The 16,546-nt window shown below is 64.8% G+C and carries 18 protein-coding genes; 10 read left to right on the plus strand and 8 right to left on the minus strand.

Going from position 1 to position 16,546, the window contains the following annotated elements; all coding sequences use genetic code 11:
* The 4 genes from RFM52_RS16605 (at nucleotide 1) to RFM52_RS16620 (ending at nucleotide 4,783) form a co-directional block, all read left to right on the plus strand.
* On the plus strand, nucleotides 1-942 hold the full coding sequence (locus tag RFM52_RS16605) for a threonine/serine dehydratase (protein ID WP_320296697.1): 942 nt from the start codon (nucleotides 1-3) through the stop codon (nucleotides 940-942).
* A 114-nt stretch (nucleotides 943-1,056) separates the two neighbouring features.
* Nucleotides 1,057-3,663 (plus strand): TIGR02302 family protein, encoded by a 2,607-nt coding sequence (locus tag RFM52_RS16610; protein WP_320296696.1) that lies wholly within the window; start codon nucleotides 1,057-1,059, stop codon nucleotides 3,661-3,663.
* Nucleotides 3,664-3,754: 91 nt separating this feature from the next.
* Complete coding sequence (locus RFM52_RS16615) at nucleotides 3,755-4,120, plus strand: glyoxalase superfamily protein (RefSeq protein ID WP_320296695.1); 366 nt, start codon at nucleotides 3,755-3,757, stop codon at nucleotides 4,118-4,120.
* Between the two features lie 60 nt (nucleotides 4,121-4,180).
* Nucleotides 4,181-4,783: a 2-hydroxychromene-2-carboxylate isomerase gene (locus RFM52_RS16620; protein WP_320296694.1), complete on the plus strand. Its 603-nt coding sequence runs from the start codon at nucleotides 4,181-4,183 to the stop codon at nucleotides 4,781-4,783.
* On the opposite strand, the gene RFM52_RS16625 is transcribed toward RFM52_RS16620, so the two are convergent.
* Nucleotides 4,780-5,664: a LysR family transcriptional regulator gene (locus tag RFM52_RS16625; RefSeq protein WP_320296693.1), complete on the minus strand. Its 885-nt coding sequence runs from the start codon at nucleotides 5,662-5,664 to the stop codon at nucleotides 4,780-4,782. The genes RFM52_RS16620 and RFM52_RS16625 overlap by 4 nt on opposite strands.
* Before the next feature lie 358 nt (nucleotides 5,665-6,022).
* On the opposite strand from RFM52_RS16625, the gene RFM52_RS16630 reads away from it, so the two are divergent.
* A complete protein-coding gene (locus tag RFM52_RS16630; protein ID WP_320296778.1) occupies nucleotides 6,023-6,976 on the plus strand; it encodes a DMT family transporter in 954 nt (317 codons plus the stop codon).
* Here RFM52_RS16630 and RFM52_RS16635 read toward each other — a convergent pair.
* The 3 genes from RFM52_RS16635 to RFM52_RS16645 all read right to left on the minus strand — a co-directional run bounded on the left by RFM52_RS16635 (nucleotide 6,959) and on the right by RFM52_RS16645 (nucleotide 8,670).
* Complete coding sequence (locus RFM52_RS16635) at nucleotides 6,959-7,330, minus strand: response regulator (protein ID WP_320296692.1); 372 nt, start codon at nucleotides 7,328-7,330, stop codon at nucleotides 6,959-6,961. The two genes, RFM52_RS16630 and RFM52_RS16635, sit on opposite strands and share 18 nt — an antisense overlap.
* A gap of 83 nt (nucleotides 7,331-7,413) precedes the next feature.
* The gene (gene hpt / locus RFM52_RS16640) at nucleotides 7,414-7,956 is read right to left on the minus strand and encodes a hypoxanthine phosphoribosyltransferase (protein WP_095816886.1); all 543 of its coding nucleotides are present in this window, start codon (nucleotides 7,954-7,956) and stop codon (nucleotides 7,414-7,416) included.
* Between the two features lie 84 nt (nucleotides 7,957-8,040).
* A complete protein-coding gene (locus RFM52_RS16645; protein WP_320296691.1) occupies nucleotides 8,041-8,670 on the minus strand; it encodes a hypothetical protein in 630 nt (209 codons plus the stop codon).
* Between the two features lie 180 nt (nucleotides 8,671-8,850).
* Between RFM52_RS16645 and ftsE the strand changes: the two genes are divergently transcribed.
* The 3 genes from ftsE to RFM52_RS16660 all read left to right on the plus strand — a co-directional run bounded on the left by ftsE (nucleotide 8,851) and on the right by RFM52_RS16660 (nucleotide 11,381).
* Nucleotides 8,851-9,510, plus strand: coding sequence for a cell division ATP-binding protein FtsE (gene ftsE, locus RFM52_RS16650; protein ID WP_027167480.1), 660 nt, complete (start codon nucleotides 8,851-8,853; stop codon nucleotides 9,508-9,510).
* Complete coding sequence (locus RFM52_RS16655; RefSeq protein WP_320296690.1) at nucleotides 9,503-10,495, plus strand: cell division protein FtsX; 993 nt, start codon at nucleotides 9,503-9,505, stop codon at nucleotides 10,493-10,495. Before ftsE ends, RFM52_RS16655 begins: the two co-directional genes overlap by 8 nt.
* A gap of 205 nt (nucleotides 10,496-10,700) precedes the next feature.
* Entirely contained in the window at nucleotides 10,701-11,381 is a 681-nt protein-coding gene (locus RFM52_RS16660; protein WP_320296689.1) for a YdcF family protein, read from the plus strand.
* A 106-nt stretch (nucleotides 11,382-11,487) separates the two neighbouring features.
* Here the strand turns inward: RFM52_RS16660 and RFM52_RS16665 are convergent, their stop codons facing one another.
* Nucleotides 11,488-12,129, minus strand: coding sequence for a pyridoxamine 5'-phosphate oxidase family protein (locus RFM52_RS16665; RefSeq protein ID WP_320296688.1), 642 nt, complete (start codon nucleotides 12,127-12,129; stop codon nucleotides 11,488-11,490).
* A 43-nt stretch (nucleotides 12,130-12,172) separates the two neighbouring features.
* Complete coding sequence (locus tag RFM52_RS16670) at nucleotides 12,173-12,724, minus strand: carboxymuconolactone decarboxylase family protein (protein ID WP_320296687.1); 552 nt, start codon at nucleotides 12,722-12,724, stop codon at nucleotides 12,173-12,175.
* Between the two features lie 101 nt (nucleotides 12,725-12,825).
* Here RFM52_RS16670 and RFM52_RS16675 point away from each other — a divergent pair, with 101 nt between their 5' ends.
* Both RFM52_RS16675 and RFM52_RS16680 read left to right on the plus strand, forming a co-directional pair.
* A complete protein-coding gene (locus RFM52_RS16675; protein ID WP_320296686.1) occupies nucleotides 12,826-13,728 on the plus strand; it encodes a LysR family transcriptional regulator in 903 nt (300 codons plus the stop codon).
* Between the two features lie 161 nt (nucleotides 13,729-13,889).
* On the plus strand, nucleotides 13,890-14,684 hold the full coding sequence (locus RFM52_RS16680) for a lysophospholipid acyltransferase family protein (protein ID WP_320296685.1): 795 nt from the start codon (nucleotides 13,890-13,892) through the stop codon (nucleotides 14,682-14,684).
* A 129-nt stretch (nucleotides 14,685-14,813) separates the two neighbouring features.
* Here the strand turns inward: RFM52_RS16680 and RFM52_RS16685 are convergent, their stop codons facing one another.
* Both RFM52_RS16685 and RFM52_RS16690 read right to left on the minus strand, forming a co-directional pair.
* Nucleotides 14,814-15,431 carry a LysE family translocator gene (locus tag RFM52_RS16685; protein ID WP_320296684.1) on the minus strand — a complete coding sequence of 206 codons (618 nt, stop codon included), beginning with the start codon at nucleotides 15,429-15,431 and terminating at the stop codon, nucleotides 14,814-14,816.
* 84 nt (nucleotides 15,432-15,515) lie between these two features.
* On the minus strand, nucleotides 15,516-16,463 hold the full coding sequence (locus RFM52_RS16690; RefSeq protein WP_320296683.1) for an aldo/keto reductase: 948 nt from the start codon (nucleotides 16,461-16,463) through the stop codon (nucleotides 15,516-15,518).
* Nucleotides 16,464-16,546 lie beyond the last annotated feature (83 nt).

The raw sequence follows: 16,546 nt of genomic DNA on the forward strand, positions 1-16,546 counted from the left end.
ATGTTGAACACCAGAACGATCACGCGCGAGCGCATCGCCGCTGTCGAGCCGCGCATCCGCCCCTATATCCGCCACACCCCGGTGATGCGCGTCGACATGGCGGATTTCGGCTGTCCCGCCTTTCCGGTCGATCTGAAGCTCGAATGCCTGCAGCATTCCGGCTCGTTCAAGGCGCGTGGCGCCTTCACCAACCTGCTCGAACGCCAGGTGCCCGAGGCTGGCGTGGTCGCCGCGTCCGGCGGAAATCATGGCGCCGCGGTCGCTTACGCCGCCATGAAGCTCGGCCACAAGGCCAGCATCTTCGTGCCCGAGGTCAGCCCGCCGGCGAAGCTCGCGCGCATTCGCGGCTACGGTGCGGAGCTGGTGGTCGGCGGCGCGCGCTATGCAGAGGCACTCGCCGCCAGCGAGGATTTTGCAGCCAGGACCGGCGCCCTGCAGGTGCACGCCTTCAACCAGGCGGAGACGCTGCTCGGCCAGGGCACGCTCGGCCTGGAGATCGAGGCCGACCTGCCTGAAATCGACACGCTGCTTGTCGCCGTCGGCGGCGGCGGCCTGATCGGCGGCATCGCCGCCTGGTTCTCGGGGCGCATCCGCATCATCGCCATCGAGCCCGAGGGAGCGCCGACACTTTACCGCGCCCTGGAGGCCGGCCATCCGGTCGATGCGCCCGCCGAAGGCATTGCCGCCGATTCGCTGGCGCCGAAGCGCGTCGGCGAAATGATGTTCCCGATCGCCGAGGCCTTCGTCGAACGCTCGATCCTGGTCAGCGACGACGACATCGTCGTGGCGCAGAAGGCGCTGTGGGACCGCGTGCGAATCATCGCCGAGCCCGGTGGCGCCGCGGCCTTTGCCGCCATGCTGTCGGGGCGCTATATGCCGGCGGAGAGCGAGCGCGTGGCAGTGCTCGTCTGCGGTTCCAACACGAATCCGGCCAATTTCTGATCATAACCCGGCCAAACCGCTTCACGTTTTTGGAACCCGCCTCGCCTTTGCCGTGTTTGCTGGTATCCTTCTGCCGATGACGTCCGGGCTATTGTGCCCTGGCAGGAAGGGCCGATGACCGAACGACCCATTTCCAGCGGCGAACGCGGCCTGGCGGGGCGCTTGGCGCTCAGCCGCTTGGCAACGCGGGCCTCGATGCTCTTCGAGCGCGCCTGGCCGCTGGTGCTGCCGCTGCTGGTCGTCGCCAGCCTGTTCCTCAGCTTTTCATGGTTCGGCCTGTTCCCGCGTCTGCCGGACGCGGCGCGTATCGGCCTTCTGATCCTGTTCGCGCTGGCGGCGCTCGCGGCTCTCTATCCGCTGCGCTTCTTCCGCATGCCCTCGGCGGCCGAGGTCGACAGGCGCATCGAGGCGGCGAACGAATTGCTGCACAGCCCAGTGCAGGTGCAGACCGACCGGCCGAGCGGCACCGACAGCACCTTCTCGCAGGCGCTGTGGCGCGAGCACCAGAAGCGCATGGCCGAGCGGCTTTCCAACCTTGGCGCCGACCGGCCGCGCACCGGCGTGCCGGAGTATGACCGCTGGGGCCTGCGCGCCGTGGCGGGGCTGCTGTTCGTCACGGCTTTGGCCTTCTCCTTTGGACCCTTTGGCGGCAGGGTCAGCGACGCTTTTGTCGCCCGCGCCGCGCATGACGCGGTGCCGCCGCGCATCGACGCCTGGGTGACGCCGCCCGCCTACACCGGCAAGGCTCCGCTGTTCCTGACCGCCGATGCCAACCAGGCCGTCCAGACCTTCTCCGTTCCGCAGGGCAGCGACGTTTCGCTGCGCGTCACTGGCGGCTCGGGTGAGGAAACGCTGAGCTATGCCGATCAAGGCGGCAATGACCGCGCCATCGAGCCCACGGCGCCCCCCGTACCCAAAGGAACCGTGCCCGCCGCCGCCAGCCAGACGGCGCCAAAGGTGCGCCAGTTCTCCGGCAAGCTGAACACCAACGGCACGCTGACGCTGAAATCCGGCGAGGGCGATCTCGGTCACTGGGCCTTCGCCGTCATTCCCGACAAGCCGCCGACGATCCGTTTCGTCGGCGAACCGAAGCGTGCCGTCAACGGCTCCATCGAGTTGAACTACCAGATCGACGACGACTATGGCGCGGCCTCAGGCAAGGCCGTTTTCGAGCTGTCGGACCCGCCGGCGGCCAAGGCCCATCCGCTCTACGGCGCGCCCGACATGCCGTTGACGCTGCCGCGCCGCGGCGGCAAGGCGAACGCCGCCAAGACGACCAAGGACCTGACCGAACATGTCTGGGCCGGCACCAACATCAAGCTGACGCTGAGCGTCACCGACGATGCCGGCCACACCGCGACCAGCGAAACCAAGACGCTTGCGATGCCGGAGCGGCCTTTCGCCAACCCGCTCGCCCGCGCGCTGATCGAGCAGCGCCGGCTGCTGGCGCTCGACACCAATGCCAAGCCGCGCGTCCTCGACCTGATGGACGCGATCACGCTGCGTCCCGAGGACACGTTCGACAACATGTCGAACTATCTCGCCATCATGAGCGCGAGGAGCCGGCTGAAGCTCTCCGAGAGCGACGACCAGCTGCGCAACGTCGTGTCCTATCTGTGGGAAATCGCGCTCGGCATCGAGGAAGGCAATCTGTCGGCCGCCGAGCGGCGGCTGCGCCAGGCGCAGCAGGCGTTGCAGGACGCCATCAAGAACGGCGCCAGCGATCAGGAGATCGAGAAGGCGATGAAGGAACTGCGCGAGGCGATGAACCAGTTCCTGCAGGAATTCGCCCAGCGCGCGCGGCAGAACCCGAACGCGCCGCAGATGCAGCAGAACGGCCGCGAGCTGCGCCAGAGCGATATCGATCGCATGATGGACCAGATCGAGAACCTGGCCAAATCGGGTGATCGCGACAAGGCCCAGCAGCTTCTCTCCGAGCTGCAGGACATGATGAACAACCTGCAGGCCGGCCGTCAGCAGCCGGGCGGCGAGCAGGATAGCGAGTTGCGCCAGCAGATGGACAAGCTCGGCGACATCATGCGCCGCCAGCAGGAAATGATGAACGACACCTTCCGGCTGGACCAGATGCAGCGCGGGCAGCGTGGCGAAGGCGGCGAGCAGCAGCAGCTTGGCGAGGACGGCGAGCAGGGCCAGTCCGACGACCAGCAGCAGCGGCCCGGCCCCGGCCAGGACCGCGATCCGCTGGGACGGCCGAAAATGTCGCCGAAGGATTTGGCCGATGCGCTGAAGCAGCTGCAGGAAGGCCAGGGCCAGCTGCAGAGCGAGCTCGACCAACTGAAGAAGGGCCTCGAGGGCATGGGCATGGAGCCCAATGAGGGCTTCGGCGAGGCCGGCAAATCGATGGGCAATGCCGAAAAATCGCTTGGCCAGGGCGATGGCGACCAGGCCGTCGGCCACCAGGGCCGCGCGCTCGAGGCGCTGCGCCGCGGCGCCAAGGACATGATGAAGCAGATGCAGGCCATGCAGGGCGACCAGGGCGGCAGCGAGCAGGGCGGCCGCCAGCAGGATGCCGACCGCGATCCGCTGGGACGGCCGCGCGCCACCAACGGCCCCGATGACGGCACCTCGGTCAAGGTTCCCGACGAGATCGACGTCCAGCGCGCGCGCCAGATCCTCGACGCGATCCGCAAGCGGCTCGGCAACGCGCTCAGCCCTGACATCGAGCGCAGCTATCTCGAACGGCTGCTGGAACTGAAGTAAGCTCGCCCAAAGCAATTCCAGGAAAAGTGTGAAGCGGTTTTCCGTCCGGAATTGCGTGAACCACTCAAACCCTTCCGGATTGCCGTCGCCTATGCCAAAGCTTGGAACCGTCACGCCGATCCTGCGCATGTTCGACATCGCCAAGGCGCGCGAATTCTATCTCGATTTCCTCGGCTTCGAAGTCCGCTTCGAACATCGCTTCGACGACAATGCGCCGCTCTACATGGGCATCGCGCGCGACGGTTGCGAATTGCATTTGAGCGAGCATCATGGCGACGGGTCGCCGGGCGCCCACATTCGCGTCGCAGTCGCCGGTATCGTTGACTTGCATCGCGAGTTTATTGCCAAGAAATACCGCTTCAACAGGCCAGGCCTGGAGACGACGCCGTGGCAGACGAAGGAGGTCACGGTCATAGATCCCTTCGGCAACCACCTGACTTTCTTCGAGAGCGACTGAGCGCGGTCGGTTGTCGTCCGGCCCGGCTGCCGATATCGTCGCCGTCAAGGGGATATGGCGATGATCGACTTCTGGTTTTCCATCGGCAGCACCTACAGCTATCTTTCGGTGATGCGACTGGCGGACATCCAGGCTGAAACCGGCATCGAGTTCCGCTGGCGACCGTTCAACGTGCGCTCGATCATGATCGAGATGGACAACATCCCCTTCGCCAGGAAGCCGGCAAAGGCCGCCTATATGTGGCGCGATATCGAGCGCCGCGCCGCGATGTACGGGATGGTGCCGAAGCTGCCGGCGCCCTATCCGCTTGCCGAACTCGAGCGCGCCAATCGTGTCGCCGTCATCGCCGCGCGTGAAGGCTGGTGCGAGGCCTATGCGCGGGAGAGCTACCGTCGCTGGTTCGAGCTGGGCGAGCCCGCAGGGAGCGAGCCCAACATCTCGGCAAGTATCGAAAAGGCCGGGCGAGAACCCGAGCCCATCTTGCGGCAGGCCGACAGCGACGCCGCCAAGGCTGATCTCGCCGTCGCGACGGAACAGGCCAAGGCGCTGGGCATTTTCGGCTCGCCGAGTTTCCTCGTCGACGGCGAGGTGTTCTGGGGCGACGACCGACTGAACGATGCCATGCGTTGGCTGAGGCAGATCGAAAGCGGCCCGCCGGATTAAAGCCCAACCGCCACGCTCGCCTGCCGGGTCAGCATGAAGGCCTCGCGGATCGCGTTCTCCATGCCGTCGATCGCCTCGCCGGTCGCCAGCGGATTGCGGTGCAGCACGACATTCGAGGAATCGATGTCGCCGAAACCGTCGGCGACCGTCAGCTCGCGGCAATCCTCCGGGATGTTGCTGCGCGAGATCGGCGCGATCGCCAGGCCCGAGGTGACCGCAAGCGTCAGGCCGCCATTGGTGTCGCTGGTGTAGGCGACGCGGTAATCGAGGCCGCGCTGCTGCAGCGACTTGATCGCAAAGTCGCGGCACCAGCCGTTGCGGCTGTAGAGCGCGATCGGCACCGGCCGTTCCTCATGCATGTGATGCAGCGTCGATGTCACCCACACCGTCGGATCGTGCATCAGCACCTCGCCGCCGGAAGAGCCCTCCCATTCGAACACCACGGCGAGATCGAGCTCGCCGGCCGCAAGCGCCCTCACCTGCGAATCCGAATGCGCGTAACGCACCGTGACCTCGACGCGCGGATGCCGCTTGGCGAATTCGCCCAGTGCCCGCGACAGGATCGACCGGCCATATTCGGCCGGGATGCCGATGCGCACCAGCCCGCCGAGCGGCGGCGCCACCAGCGAGGCGGCCGTCTCGTCGAGCAGAGAGACGATCCGGCGCGCGTTGACAATGAGCTCGCCGCCGCGGCGCGTCAGCGCCACCCCGCGCGAGCCTCGTTCGAACAGATCGTCGCCGACCATGTCCTCCAGCTTCTTCATCTGCATCGACACGGCCGATTGCGTGCGCCCGGCTTTCTCGGCCGCGCGGGTGAAATTGCCGGTTTCGGCCACCGCCACGAAGGTGCGCAGGAGGTCGCTGTCGAGCACGGGCTTCATCGATTCCGCCATAAGCAAATTTGATTGCAGGCATCATTCCAATTCGTTTGCAAGATGTCAAACGCCGCGGGATAGTCCCCATACCCATTGGATATGCGACCGCGAAATCGGCCGCGGACCAATCGAAGAGTCCTCACTCGTACCCGCTGCCTGAAAATGGTAGCGGGTTCTTTTTACGAGCGTGATCCCGAAAGGCGTGAACCGGTTTTCGGAGAAGATCACGCTTCAACAAAGAGCTAGATCATGGTGGCGGTTCACCGAAACGTCATCCTGATCTGGAGCAATTCCAGGCCCAGCGGTTTTCCGTCCGGAATTGCGTGAAATGAATACCCTAACGGCTCGCGGGGGGCCGACACTGATGCAGAACCGGATGGTGCTAGGCATTCTGAGCCTCTGCCTCGGCGTGCTGGTCTTTTCACTGCAGGATCCGCTGGTGAAAGCGGTGTCGAGCGGCTATCCGGTGACCCAGGTGATGGCGATCCGCGCCATCGTCGCGCTGCCGATCCTGATCGTTCTCGTCCAAGTCGATGTCGGGCTGAAGGCGGTGCTGTCGAAGCGGGCAGGCATGCTGACGCTGCGCGCCTTCATCCAGTTCTCGTCCTATACGGTCTACTATCTGGCGATCGCCGCCCTGCCGCTGGCCGACGCGGTGGCGCTCTATTTCATGGCGCCGTTGTTCATCATGGCGATGGCCGGTCCCTATCTCGGCGAGCGCGTCTCGTGGAAGACGCTGGCGACGGTGCTGATCGGCCTGGTCGGCGTGCTGGTGATGGTGCGTCCGGGCGCCGGCGTGTTCGACTGGGCAGCACTGCTGTCGCTGGGCTCGGCCTTCCTCTACGGCTTTTCGCAGTTGATGGCGCGCCGCATCGGCGACACTGAATCATCGACGGTGATGGCCTTCTACCAGAACGGTGCCTATCTCAGCGGCGCCGTCGCCGTTGCGGCCGTCTTTCATGTGGCCGGCATCACCCATGCGGCGCATCCGAGCGTCGAATTCCTGGTGCGGCCATGGGTATGGCCGACGATGCCGGATTTCCTGAAGATGGCCGCCTGCGGCTTCGTCGCGTCCGCCGGCATGATCCTGCTCTCGCAGGCCTACCGGATGGCGCCGGCCAACCGCGTCGCGACGTTCGAATATACCGGCATCCTGTGGTCGCCGCTGTGGGGGTTCCTGTTCTTCGCCGAGGTGCCGCGCGAAACGACCGTGCTCGGCGCGGCGCTGATCATCGGCGCCGGCCTGCTTGCGCTCGGCGGCGGGCGTCGGCGAGGCGCCGCGCCGGCAGCCGGTGCGGTCTCAAGCGAAGCAGCTTAGCGCCTTGCCGACGCGGGCGCGGATCTCGGCCAGCGTGAACGGCTTCTGCACGACATCGAGGATGATGCCGTTGAGTTCCTCGGCGCGCTCGCGCTGGTCGGCATAGCCGGTCATCAGCATGATTCTCATCGCCGGAAACTCTCTCGCCGCGGCCGTCGCCATTTCGATGCCGTCCATTTCCGGCATGCGGATGTCGGACACCACCAGATCGTAGCCGCCACGCGCTTGCCGGATCAGATCCAGCCCCTGCGCGCCGTCGGTGGCGACGGTGACATTATGGCCGTCGCGCTCAAGCGCGCGGGCGGCGAGGGTGCGGACGGACTCATCGTCCTCGACGATCAGAAGCTTTGCCATGCCGAGATAGATGCCGCCGAAACGTTGACGTTTTCTGAAAATTCTAACGAACGGCGGCTTTTCGGGGTGAGCTCAACGCCTCTTCAGGCGTCGCCCTTCACCACCCCGACAAACGGCAGCTCGCGGAACGCATGGGCGACATCCATGCCGTAGCCGACGACGAAATAGTCCGGGCAGTCGAAGCCGACATAGTCGGCGTTGAGCGCGGTCTGGCGGCGCATGCGCTTGTCGAGCAGCACGGCGATGGCGCAGCTCTTGGCACCGCGCGAAAGCATCAGGTCGCGCGTGTAGGAAAGCGTCTTGCCGGATTCCAGTATGTCGTCGATCAACAGCACGTCGCGGCCGGCGACCTCATTGTCGATGTCGCGCAGCACCCTGACCTCGCCGCTCGTCGTGCCGGCGCCGTAGCTGGAAATGAAGATGAACTCGACTTCCGGCGACAGGCCGACATCATGCATGGCGCGGATGAGATCGGCGGCGAAGACGAACGAGCCCTTGAGGATCGAGATCACCAGGAGGTCATGGTAATCGCGCCCGGCGATTTCCTTGGCGAGCTCGAGATTGCGGCGCGCGATCGCCGACGCCGAAAACAGGACCTCGATGTCCTTGCCACGCACAACTGGCATGCTTTTGTCCTTCAAAATCGGCAGCAACGTCGATAGGCGGGTTGAGATTCAGGTCAGGCCGGCCTCACCTGAATATCGGCACACCTAGCCGGCGAAGATTACGGATACTGTCCTGACGCCGTCTTTAGGCACATCGAGGCGGCTGGAAAAGCCGAATCTTTCGCCGGGAGCCAGCGAGCGGTTGGATGTCCCCAGCCTGTAGCGGATGATGTTGGCGTTGTTGTCGGTGACGCGGATTTCGAGCGGCGGCAGCGCCTCCGACCTCATCCCGTCATTGGCCGCCTCGCCATCCACGAACAGCACCGGCTTCAGGCCCGATGCATCGATGCGCGACGTCACGCCGGAAATGGTAAGCGCGCTTGCCGGAGTTGCGGTCGTCCAGAAGGGGCTCTGCCGGACCAGCGCGTGACCGCCCGACACCCAAAACGAGATCAGCGCCATGCCGACGCCGGCGATCCAGAACGCCGGGCCGCCACGCGAGGGCGGCGACGGCGCGGCCTCCGGTTTACGCAGCATGCCCATGCCTTCGATCGATGGCGTCGAGGGAATCTGCGGCATCGGCGCCGCGGGCGCCGCGGCAAAACGCGGCAGCACCACATAGTCGGCATCGACGATGTCGGCCGCATCGAAAATGACGCGTTCCGGCGCGGCATTTGTTGCCGGACCGGTCATGATTTCGCCGGAAACAGGGCGCGCGGTTCTCTCGTCAGCCATTGCGGCACCAGTGCAGTCTTCGTTTCTTTTGCGTAAACGGAATTGGTTAACGCTTCCCCACCGGAATGGCTTTGATGCGCGCTGAACGTTGCAAAATTAACCGCCGGTTAACCATGCCGGCCGATGGTCTGTTAAAGTAGATTGTGGCGCGTCGCCGCCGAAAGTTTCAGGTCGCCGAACGTGATCCGCTTCGAAAATGTCGGCCTCCGCTATGGCATGGGTCCGGAGATCCTCCGCGACATCTCCCTGCACATTCCGGAGCGCTCCTTTCAGTTCCTGAGCGGCCCCTCGGGCGCCGGCAAGACGACCTTGCTGCGCCTTTTGTTCATGTCGCTGAAGCCGACGCGCGGCCTGATCACCATCTTCGGCAAGGACCGCTCGCGCATTTCGCGCGGCGAACTGCCGTTGCTGCGCCGCCGCATCGGCGTGGTGTTCCAGGATTTCCGCCTGCTCGACCACATGACCACCTACGAGAATGTCGCGCTGCCCCTGCGCGTGCGCGGCCGCGAGGAGGCGAGCTACCGCACCGACGTCACCGAACTTCTGAAATGGGTCGGCCTCGGCGACCGCATGCATGTCCTGCCGCCGGTGCTTTCGGGCGGCGAGAAGCAGCGCGCCGCGATTGCCCGCGCCTTGATCGAGCAGCCCGAGATCCTGCTTGCCGACGAGCCGACCGGCAATGTCGACCCGCCGCTGGCGCGCCGGCTGCTCAGGCTGTTCATCGAATTGAACCGGCTGGGCACAGCCGTGGTGATCGCCACCCACGACCTTGGCCTGATGGAGCAGGTCGACGCGCGCCGCATGATTCTGGCCGGCGGAAGGTTGGACGTCTATGACTGACTTTCCGGCCGATCACCTGCACGATGAAGCCGACGCCGAGGCGCCGGTGACGGTCCGGCGTATCCAGCGCAAGACGGCGCCGATCGTGCCGGCGCAGAACATCGCCGGACGGGCGCTGGTGCTGGTCATCGCCATCATGACCTTCCTGTCCTGCCTCACCTTCGGCGCGGTGACCCTGGTGCGCGATACCGCCTCCGTCTGGGAGAACCAGATCTCGCGCGAGGCGACGATCCAGATCAAGCCGGCCGACGGTCTCGACATGGAGGCGGCGCTTGTGCAGGCCACGCAGATCGCCAGCGAGTTCCCCGGCGTGAAGGGCACCAAGATCATCGACCGCGACGCGACCGCGCGCCTTTTGGAGCCATGGCTGGGCAGCGGCCTCAACATCGACGAACTGCCGGTGCCGCGCCTCATCATCGTCACCATCGACGAGGCCAGCCCGCCGGACTTTGCCGCCATGCGCGCCGCCATCACGCCGAAGATCCCGACCGCCGCGCTTGACGACCACCGCACCTGGGTCGACCGGCTGGTCGCCATGGCGCACACGACGGTGACGATCGGCATCGCCGTGCTGGTGCTGATGCTGTCGGCGACCGTGCTGACGGTGGTGTTCGCCACGCGCGGCGCCATGGCCGGCAACGGCCATATCATCGAGGTGCTGCATTTCGTCGGCGCCGAGGCGCGCTTCATCGCGCGCGAGTTCCGCTGGCATTTCCTGGTCACCGGCATGAAGGGCGCGGCCGCCGGCGGCGCCCTGGCGATCGCCGTCTTCATCGTCTTTTCCTGGTGGTCGTCACGCAATATGGCCACGCCCCAGGCCGACCAGGCGACCGCTTTGTTCGGCAATTTCGCCATCGGTTCGGCCGGCTATTTCGGCGTCGGCCTGATGGTGCTGGTGATCGGCGTGCTGACCGCTGCCACCTCGCACGCGACCGTCGTCGCCTATCTCAGCGACATCGATGTGCGCCAACCGGATGCGGGCTGATCCATGAGCTCAATCCGAAAACCGGCGCAAAGCGCTGTATACAAACAAGACAACGATCACACGTGGGACACCTGCCGTAACGCAATGTGCGCCGTCTCACCTATCAACGGCCGCATTTCGGAGTTAACCATTAGAAGTTTTCAGGATTAACCTGGGGATGATGGAAGCGCGGGATTCGATCGATACGGTTGGACGGATGCCGGCGATGCGTGCGCGCAACGCTGCCCCCGCCAGGCTTGGTCGTCTGCGGCCTGCCCTGCGCGTCTGCGGATTCGTGGTTCTTGCCGCACTGGTGCTTTTTGCCGGCGGCTTCGGCTGGTTCGCCGACAAGGTCAGCCACATGACCACTCCGCTCAATCCAGCCAAGGCCGACGCCATCATCGTGCTCACCGGCGGGCAGTCGCGGCTCGACGCGGCGATGGACCTGCTGGCCTCCGGCAAGGGTGAACGTTTGCTGATCAGCGGCGTCCATCCATCGGCCACCAAGCGTCAGTTGCAGGCGGCAATGGGCGGCGACAAGCAGCTCTTTTCCTGCTGCGTCGATATCGACCGCGCCGCGCTCGACACCATCGGCAATGCCGAGGAAAGCGCCAAATGGGTGGAGAACCACGCCTATGGCAGCATCATCGTCGTCACCAACAATTACCACATGCCGCGCAGCCTGCTCGAGATGGGCCGGCTGCTGCATGGCGCGCGCCTCGAGCCCTATCCGGTGGTCAACACCAATCTCGGCAATGGCGGCTGGCTGACCAAGCCGGAAGCCCTGCGCGTGCTGCTTACCGAATACAGCAAATATGTGCTGTCGCTGGCGCGCGGCTTCCTGCCGGTGCGCGCGACGCCCGAGAGCGTCACGCTGGCCGAAGCATCGACTGTGGTGAAGAACTAAAGCTAGAGCGGTTCGCCGTTTCCGTGAAACGGCGAACCGCTCTATCTCTTTTGTTTTTACGCAATTCCGAACGGAAGGTTACGGCGAAGACGCCGAACTTAACCGCTCACACTTTTCCTGGACTTGCTCCAGCCGCCACATCACCGCGCAGGCGCGCAATCTCCTGCTCCAGGCCGGCGATGCGCCTGTCGCGCTCGGCAAGGGCGGCCGCGACATCCGCCGCCTCAAAACGCTGCGGGATGTGCTGCGGGCAATTGCCATCCCAGGCCGTGACCGTGAACAGGATCACCTGCTCCGGCCGCGCTTTGTAGTCTGCCGGCATCAGCCTTGCTGTCAGCTCGGAATCGTTCTCAATGACACGCGCCCTGCCCCAGATCTTGATGCGTTGCCTGAGCATGTAGTCGATCAGGAACAGGAAGGCCTGGTCGTTGTCCTCGAGATTGCCCTGGGTGATGAACTGCCTGTTCCCGGAAAAATCGGCAAAGCCGATCATGTGCTCGTCCAACACCTTGAGGAAGCCGGCCGGCCCGCCGCGATGCTGGATGTAGGGTTGGCCTTCGGCGTTTGCCGTCGCCAGGAACACGCTGGTCTGCGCTTCGATGAAGGCGGCGAGGTCCGGCGTGATCGCTGCCCGCCAGCCGCCGCGCTGCTCGACGCGCGCATAGGAATCGCGCGACCCCTTGCGGGACTGGATGGCCTTCACGGTCGGGGTAAAGGCGACATCGCTGGTGAAGGCGCGGGCATTCATGGCAGGATTCTCCAAGGCCGAGAAAAGCTAACAGTGAGTTGTGTCAGGCGGCCTGACGGGATTGAACGACAGGGAAGTCGATCTCGGTATCCGCAACCTTGTTGATGTAGTTTGTCCAGACGTTGAGAGCGACATGCTGCACGATCTCTATGATCTGCCCGTCGTCGTAGCCGGCACGTCTCACCGCATCGAGGTCGGCTTGGCCGATATGGCCACGCTCGCGCGCGACCTTGGCCGCGAACTGGACGGCCGCCGCCGCCTTGCTGTCGTTGGAACTCCCTTCCCGGTTAGCAATCATCTCCGGATCGTCCAGACCGGCAAGGTTCTTGCCCAGGTAGGTATGGGCGGAAAGACAGTAGGTGCACTCGTTGATCTCCGCGACGGCCAGTGCGATGCGCTCTCGGGTCGGCGCCGGCAGTCGGCCCTTGGATAGTGCCGCCGACATTCCAAGATAACCCTCCAGCGCCGCCGGGCTGTTGGAGACCAGCCGAAACAGATTCGGCGCGATACCGAGTTGTTTCTCGACGGCCTTGAGCATCGCCTGCGAGGCGTCGGGTGCGGCGGCAATGGTCTGCGGCGTGGGGATGCGGGGCATTTGAACTCCTGTTGGTTGGTGACTGGAGTAAAATGCGTCCTTCCATATGCAAACCGTAGATGGCATATTCGCAATCCATCCTTCCATTTTCCGGAAGAATAATGGATCGCCTCGACGCCATGTCCCTGTTCGTTGCCACGGTGGAGGCCGGCAGCCTTTCAGCCGCGGCGCGCCGCGCCGGCGTGCCGCTGGCGACCGTCAGCAGAAAACTCTCCGAACTGGAGAAGCATTTGAAGACGCGCCTGCTCAACCGCTCGACGCGGCGCCTGACGTTGACCGAGGCCGGCCAGTCTTATCTCACCGCCTGCCGCCGCATCCTCGATGAGGTGAGCGAGGCTGAGCGCATTGCTGCCGGCGAATATTCAAGCCCGACCGGAGAGCTGGTGATCACCGCGCCGGTCGTTTTCGGCCGCCTGCATGTGCTGCCTGTGGTCACCGGCTTTCTCGCCGTCTATCCGCAAGTGGATGTCCGCCTGACCCTGGCGGACCGGATCACCCAGTTGGTCGAGGAGCATATCGACCTTGCCGTGCGCATCGGGGAACTGCCGGATTCGGCCATGGTCGCAACACGCGTCGGCTCGATCCGCCGCATCGTCTGCGCAAGCCCGGCCTATCTTGCCGAGCACGGCACGCCGGCTGAGCTGCGGGACCTTGCCGGCCATAACTGCATCACCTTCGAAGGTCTTGCTTCCCTGGCGACGTGGAGTTTCGTCGCCGGCAGGAGCGAAACCGCGATTGCGGTCCGCTCGCGCCTGCAGGTCAACACCGCCGAGGCGGCGATCGATGCCGCGGTTGCCGGGCTTGGCCTGACGAAAGTGCTCTCCTACCAGGCGGATGCCGCGGTGCGCGCCGGCGCGTTGCGGGTGGTGCTGGAGCCGTTCGAACCGCCGCCCTGGCCGGTGAGCCTCGTCCATGCAGGCCAGGGCCGACTGCCGGTCAAGCTGCGCGCCTTCCTCGATTTTGCAGCACCCCGCCTCAAGGAACGGCTGGCGCGGTCATTGTAAGCAATTCCAGGAAAAGTGCCTCGCGGTCAGGTTCGGCGGCTTCGCCGTAACCTCCGTCCGGAATTGCGGCAAACAAGAGTGGCCGGCATTCAACCACCGTGCCGTTTCCATTTTGCCGCCGCTTGGTGTAACCAACGCACACTTCCTCACGGGCCCCTTGCATGCTCACCATCCGCTCGCTGGCGTTCAACCTCGTCTTCTATCTCAGCCTGATCGTCCAGATGGTCTTCTGGACGCCCTATTATTTCCTGTCGCCGCGCCACCGCGCCTGGTTCGTGCCGAAATTCTGGTCGCGCACCTCGATGTGGCTCTACGACAAGATCGCCGGCACCAAGAGCGAGATCACGGGTGTCGAGAACCTGCCCGAAGGCTCCTTCATCCTGGCGCCGAAGCACCAGTCCTTCTGGGACGCGATCGCCTTCTTCCCCTATCTCGACGACGCGCTCTACATCCTCAAGCGCGAGCTGACCTGGATCCCCTTCTTCGGCTGGTACATCATGAAGATGCGCATGATCCCGGTCGATCGAGGCAGCCGCTCGAAAGCGCTGAAGGCGGTCGTCACCGCGACCAGGCAGGAGATGGACCGCAACCCGCGCCAGCTCATCATCTATCCCGAAGGCACGCGCCGCCCGCCGGGCGCCGAGCCGTCCTACAAATACGGCATCGTCGAGATCTATTCGCAACTGGGCGTGCCCGTGGTGCCGGTCGCCCATGTCGCCGGCCTCTACTGGCCGCGCCGCAAATTCTTGCGCTATCCCGGCACCATCAAGGCCCGCTTCCTGCCGCCGATCCCGCCTGGGCTCGGCAAGGACGAATTCATGCAGCGGCTGATCGGCGAGACCGAAGCCGCCTGCGACCAGATGCTCGTCGAGGCGGCGCAGGGCCCGAACCCGCCACCCATGCCGCCGACGGCGGTGAAGCGGCTGGCCGAGCTCGGCGTGACCGCGAAGGCCTGATCGGCTACAGCAATTCCAGGAAAAGTGTAAGCGGTCAGGTTCGGCGACTTCGCCGTAGCCTTCCGTCCGGAATTGCGTAAAAACAAAGAGATAGGGCGTTTCACCGGTTCCGTGAAACGGTGAAACGCACTATCGCAGCGCCAGCGCAGTGGTCAGCACCAGCATGGCGGCAAACACCAGATTGATGATCCGCGAGGCCAGCGGGTGGCGCAGGAAGCGCGCGAAAGCCGTTCCGGCAAGCAGCCAGACCACATGGATGGCGACGATCATAACAGCAAGCACCAGCAGCCTGGTGGAAACGCCGAGCGTATCGGCCTGCGACGCAGCGCCGGCGAACACGGCGCCGATCGCCACATAGGCTTTCGGATTGGCGACGGCGAGCATGAAGCCGCCGGGAAAATCAGGCTTCGTCGCCATACTGCCGCGCTCGGCCAATGGCGGCGCTGTCGCTATCTTGAAGGCGAGAAAAAGGATGTAGGCCGCCGAGGCGATCGCCAGCACCGGCGCGAGAACCGGCAGCGAGGTCAGCATGCCGAAAATCCCGGTCGCCACCGCCAGAAGCACGGCGATCGTGCCGACCGCCACGCCGGACGTGTAACCGAGCGAAGGGCGTAGACCGAAAGCCGCGCCGACCGAGGTGACGCTGATGGTAGCGGGTCCCGGACTGCCCATGACGACCGTCGCCGCCAGGACCAGCGCCAGCACTTGCTGCCAGGGCTGCGTTTCGCTCAAGATGCCACCGGCCAAGCCGAACCCTCCTGCTGCCGCAATGCGACAGGACTTACGAGGGTTTTGTCATGGCCGTCTTGGACGATCGTGCGCGGCGCGCTGTCAGGCGCTCGCCCGATCCAATGCCCCAATGTCGTCGGCCGAAAGCTTGAGCGACGCGGCGCGGATCAGGCTGTCCATCTGGGCCGGCGTCGTGGCGCTGGCGATCGGCGCGGTGACGCCCGGACGCGCGATGATCCAGGCCAGCGCCACTTCCGCTTGCTTGGCCGAATGGCGCTCCGCCACCGCATCGAGGGCGGACAGGATGCGCATGCCGCGCTCGTTGAGATACTCGGCCACATCCTCCCCGCGTTCGCTTTGGCCGAGATCGGCCTTGCTGCGGTATTTGCCGCTCAGGAATCCCTTGGCCAGGCTGAAATAGGTGATGACGCCGATATCCTCGGCCTTGCAGAGGTCGAGCAGCGGTCCGTCGAGCGACGAGCGATCGTACAGATTGTATTCGGGCTGCAGCACCTCGTAGCGCGGCAGGCTGCGCAGGCTGGCGACGTCGAGCGCGGCCCGCAGCTGGCCGGCATCGAGATTGGAGCAGCCGGGATAGCGGATTTTGCCCTTTTCGAGCAGCCGCTGATAGGCGCCGAGCGTCTCCTCGTAAGGCGTGGCGGGATCCGGCCAGTGCGACAGATAGAGGTCGATGACATCCGTTTGCAGCCGCTTCAGCGAAGCGTCCACCGCCTTTTCGATATAGGCGGCGGACAGGTCCTTCTTGCCCTGGCCCATGTCGGAACCGACCTTGGTGATGACGACCACCTTGTCGCGGTTGCCGCGGCTTTTCATCCAGTTACCGATGATGGTTTCCGATTCGCCGCCCTTGTTGCCGGGAACCCAGCGAGAATAGGCATCGGCCGTATCGACGGCGTTCAGGCCCGCGCCGACGAACCGGTCGAGCAGATCGAAGGAAGTCTTCTCGTCGGCAGTCCAGCCGAAGACGTTGCCACCCAGGACAAGCGGCGCGATGGAAAGGTCGGTGCGACCGAGACGGCGTTTCTGCAAGACTGATCTCCGTGGTGCTGAACGGGCCTGATGGCCAAGGGATGGGTTGCCGCTAAGCTAGGTCGTGTCCGGCGGAGGTCAAA

It is taken from the genome of Mesorhizobium humile, from assembly GCF_033977215.1.
Taxonomy (GTDB): Bacteria; Pseudomonadota; Alphaproteobacteria; order Rhizobiales; family Rhizobiaceae; genus Mesorhizobium; species Mesorhizobium humile.

Excerpts from the sequence above, each read along its gene's own strand:
- RFM52_RS16635 (WP_320296692.1), bottom strand. The coding sequence starts at position 7,330 with ATGGCAAAGCTTCTGATCGTCGAGGACGATGAGTCCGTCCGCACCCTC.
- RFM52_RS16620 (WP_320296694.1), top strand. The coding sequence starts at position 4,181 with ATGATCGACTTCTGGTTTTCCATCGGCAGCACCTACAGCTATCTTTCG.
- RFM52_RS16680 (WP_320296685.1), top strand. The coding sequence starts at position 13,890 with ATGCTCACCATCCGCTCGCTGGCGTTCAACCTCGTCTTCTATCTCAGC.
- RFM52_RS16665 (WP_320296688.1), bottom strand. The coding sequence starts at position 12,129 with ATGAATGCCCGCGCCTTCACCAGCGATGTCGCCTTTACCCCGACCGTG.
- hpt (WP_095816886.1), bottom strand. The coding sequence starts at position 7,956 with ATGCCAGTTGTGCGTGGCAAGGACATCGAGGTCCTGTTTTCGGCGTCG.
- RFM52_RS16645 (WP_320296691.1), bottom strand. The coding sequence starts at position 8,670 with ATGGCTGACGAGAGAACCGCGCGCCCTGTTTCCGGCGAAATCATGACC.
- RFM52_RS16670 (WP_320296687.1), bottom strand. The coding sequence starts at position 12,724 with ATGCCCCGCATCCCCACGCCGCAGACCATTGCCGCCGCACCCGACGCC.
- RFM52_RS16615 (WP_320296695.1), top strand. The coding sequence starts at position 3,755 with ATGCCAAAGCTTGGAACCGTCACGCCGATCCTGCGCATGTTCGACATC.
- RFM52_RS16625 (WP_320296693.1), bottom strand. The coding sequence starts at position 5,664 with ATGAAGCCCGTGCTCGACAGCGACCTCCTGCGCACCTTCGTGGCGGTG.
- RFM52_RS16660 (WP_320296689.1), top strand. The coding sequence starts at position 10,701 with ATGCGTGCGCGCAACGCTGCCCCCGCCAGGCTTGGTCGTCTGCGGCCT.
- RFM52_RS16630 (WP_320296778.1), top strand. The coding sequence starts at position 6,023 with ATGCAGAACCGGATGGTGCTAGGCATTCTGAGCCTCTGCCTCGGCGTG.
- RFM52_RS16605 (WP_320296697.1), top strand. The coding sequence starts at position 1 with ATGTTGAACACCAGAACGATCACGCGCGAGCGCATCGCCGCTGTCGAG.
- RFM52_RS16655 (WP_320296690.1), top strand. The coding sequence starts at position 9,503 with ATGACTGACTTTCCGGCCGATCACCTGCACGATGAAGCCGACGCCGAG.
- RFM52_RS16610 (WP_320296696.1), top strand. The coding sequence starts at position 1,057 with ATGACCGAACGACCCATTTCCAGCGGCGAACGCGGCCTGGCGGGGCGC.
- RFM52_RS16675 (WP_320296686.1), top strand. The coding sequence starts at position 12,826 with ATGGATCGCCTCGACGCCATGTCCCTGTTCGTTGCCACGGTGGAGGCC.